Here is a 3098-nt window from a genome sequence, read left to right as displayed (position 1 = left end):
AACAAACTCGTGCATTTGGTCACTGCCATGGCCAGAAACCGCCAGCTTTATACCCCAGAATATAAAATCTCAGCTTAAAATGAAAATAATGGTCAAAACATTTGGATTTTAACATAGAAAGCAGAATACACAGAAGCCTACGGGGTTTAGTTTTTTCGAATTCACAGAGCGTATAGACGCTGCGCGTCATACGACAGAGTGCACAGAAATGATTGCTTGTAATATATACCCTTCATTTCTGTGGATTCTTGCCTCGCGAAGCGTAGGCCATTCTGTGGATTCCATAAGCTTATCCCCGTAGGTTTCTGTGTCTTCTGTGCGTTGCAGGCAGCTATGCCACCTATTTCTTCTTCATTTTCCCCACAATAACCCCATACGATTCCCTTATAATCCCCATCACAAAGTCGGGTTCCATTTGCTCGAAGTACACGTCGCTCCAATGTTTCTTGTTCCAATGGAAAGCGGGCGTTATATTTTCGTATAGCTCGCGCAGTTCCTCGTTGCGTTCGGGTGTCAGCTTGCAAGCAAATCTCAGGCTGTCGTTGTCCACGTTATAATTGCCCGTGCCCAGCCATAGGCACAAGAAAATCTTGCCCTCCACGCGGAAGGTAATGTTGTCGTCGCCAAACGGTTGGTCTTCAGTAACCCCGTTCAGCGACAAAGTATAGTCTCTTACGTGTTCTATATCCATAGGTGTATTGTTGTTTTAAGACATAATGACATGTTTTTTAAGACATAAGAACATAAGGACATGTTTTTTAGACATAAGAACATAAGGACATGTTTTTTAGACATAAGAACATAAGAACATGTTTTTTAGACATAAGAACATAAGAACATGTTTTTAAGACATGAGAACATAAGAACATGTTTTTAAGACATGAGAACATCTTTTCCCCCAAAAAACCTGTTCTTCTGTCTTTCCCCAAACCATGTTCTTCTGTCTACCACCCGCTTGCGTCCTCCTACACTTCCCTTACCATTGGATTTTTCCCTTTTCCCTTTTCTCTTTTCACTTAAATTCCTATTTCCTCCAAATCATCCGGCACAACAATCCTGCCTTTAAAGAATTGAGCGGCCTCTTGTGTGTAAGTTTGTTTGCGCGTATCGATAGTCTTCTCCTCTGTGTGATAGAGGATAAGGTTCTTGATGTCGAGTTGTGCGGCAAGCTTGCCCGCGTCGAGAGCCGTGCTGTGGCATTTCTCGTAAGGCTTAAAGGTGTTGCGTTGAGCGTATAGGCAGAACGCCTCGCACATCATCCAGTCGACGTGCTCCACATAAGGTCGGTTTATAGGGTTGTAAGGCTCGTCGCCCAGGCACGCCAGCGAGACGGAGTGGGGCAGAAGAGCGCGGAAACCGAACTGTTTCTCTTTGTTAGAGTGGATGTCAAAGCAAGTGAGTCTCATGTCGCCCACGTCGAACTCCTCGCTATCCGTCAGTTGGTGGAACACCACGCGCTCGTCAACCTTGTCCAGCTGTTTCTTAGCCAGAACCATGTCGATGATGGTGCGCACCACGCTCATCACCTTGTCGTTGCCGTAGACGTGCAGTCGTCCCTGGTAGCCCTTGCATTGTGCCACCATGCGCACAATCCATATCACGCCCAGTATATGGTCGGTATGGGCGTGGGTTACAAATAGGTGGTAAATAGAGTCGATGGAGATGTTAGCCTTGCGCAGTTGTGCAAGGATGCCGTTGCCTCCGCCAGCGTCGACAAGCAACTGTGTGGTAGAGGTAGAGAGCACAAAGCAAGTGTTGTAAATGTGGGATACTGTGGCGTTGCCCGTGCCAAGCATAGTTATCTTGTTCATATTACCATAGAGCAACTTTTCCGGCAACTCCCAAATCGATCGTTGCATTTACCACACCGAGAGCCTTAAAAACTCTGCGCATAGTAGGTATAGTTATACTATAGCCTCTCTCCAATCTGGAAATTTGAGCTCTTTTTACACCAATACGCTCACCAAGTTGTTCTTGTGTCAAGTTCTGCTCTATACGAGCCTTCTTGATGGCCTCTCCCAAACGGTAGGCGTGCAATGCTTCATCTACATCACTTTCAAAAGCGTCACGTTTAGGAGTACCTACTTTTCCAAAGTGCTTGTCAAGCACATCGTCCAATGGGGTTAGATTCATCTGTGCCATAATTATTTATTTTTAAAATATTCTTTTCTTATTGCTTCTGCTTTCGCTATTTCCTTGCTTGGGGTCTTTTGAGTCTTTTTGATGATGCCGTGAGTGGCAATTACCAATGTGTCTTTATCCTTATCCCAAAAGGCGAACAAACGATAAGCAGTTTTGTTGTATAATGTACGAAATTCCCATATCTCCGAGTTCTCTAATTTCTTGAAAAGTTCTTTGTTGCGCTCACCACCTGCAACACGCTTGATGTTGTAGTAGATTTTGTAGGATACCGCTTCGGGTAAGCTCTCTATAAAGTTATGTGCCTCGTCTGTTAAGACAAGTCGGAAGATATTTTGTACCATACATTTTCTTTTATTGCAAAGTTAGGCATTGTGTTTCATAAAAAAGAAACAAAAAGTCCTTAATTGTATTTCATTGCCCACTTTTTAACATTTTCTTGTCTTATAAAAGTAATGTATGCGTTCATATATATAAGGGAAAAGTGAAAAGTGAAGAGTGAAGAATCCAATGGTTAAGGGAAAAGTGAAAAGTGAAGAGTGAAGAATCCAATAGTTAAGTGAAGAGTGAAAAGTGAAGAATTCAATGGTTTAAGTGAGGATACCGCAAGAAACGAGTGTTGGGCAAAGCCCAACCAAACCTCTTGTTCTCGTTTTGCTCAAACAATCCTTTGCCCTTCTTCTCTTGTTCTCATGTTCTCCTGTCTTTCAAAAAACCATGTTCTCTTGTCTTCCCAAAAACATGTTCTTCTGTTCTCATGTCTTTCCCCAAAAACCATGTTCTTCTGTTCTCTTGTCTCCCCCAAAAAACATGTTCTTCTGTCTAACGCCACTTGCGTGGTACGGTTCGGAGACGAGGGCACTGAAAAAGTTAGCCCTTTAAGACTTTATTCCACTCTTTTAAATAAAAAAGCAGATTGCATTAAACATTATGTCGGTTTTGCAATCTGCTTTTAATTT

Annotated in this window: 4 protein-coding genes; all 4 read right to left on the bottom strand. The window is 43.0% G+C overall.

The window, feature by feature from the left end:
• Positions 1-340: 340 nt before the first annotated feature.
• Positions 341-691 carry an MmcQ/YjbR family DNA-binding protein gene (locus C9991_RS16425; protein WP_106813545.1) on the bottom strand — a complete coding sequence of 117 codons (351 nt, stop codon included), beginning with the start codon at positions 689-691 and terminating at the stop codon, positions 341-343.
• A gap of 325 nt (positions 692-1016) precedes the next feature.
• On the bottom strand, positions 1017-1811 hold the full coding sequence (locus C9991_RS16420) for an MBL fold metallo-hydrolase (protein ID WP_106813546.1): 795 nt from the start codon (positions 1809-1811) through the stop codon (positions 1017-1019).
• 1 nt (position 1812) lies between these two features.
• Positions 1813-2142, bottom strand: a complete 330-nt coding sequence (locus C9991_RS16415) for a helix-turn-helix transcriptional regulator (RefSeq protein WP_106813544.1) — start codon at positions 2140-2142, stop codon at positions 1813-1815.
• A 2-nt stretch (positions 2143-2144) separates the two neighbouring features.
• Entirely contained in the window at positions 2145-2483 is a 339-nt protein-coding gene (locus C9991_RS16410) for a type II toxin-antitoxin system RelE/ParE family toxin (RefSeq protein ID WP_106813543.1), read from the bottom strand.
• Between the last annotated feature and the right edge of the window lie 615 nt (positions 2484-3098).

It is taken from the genome of Prevotella merdae (genome assembly GCF_900290275.1).
GTDB classification, from domain to species: Bacteria; Bacteroidota; Bacteroidia; order Bacteroidales; family Bacteroidaceae; genus Prevotella; species Prevotella merdae.
The sequence above is the reverse complement of the archived record's forward strand: the minus strand, read 5'-3'. Positions and strand labels throughout refer to the sequence as shown.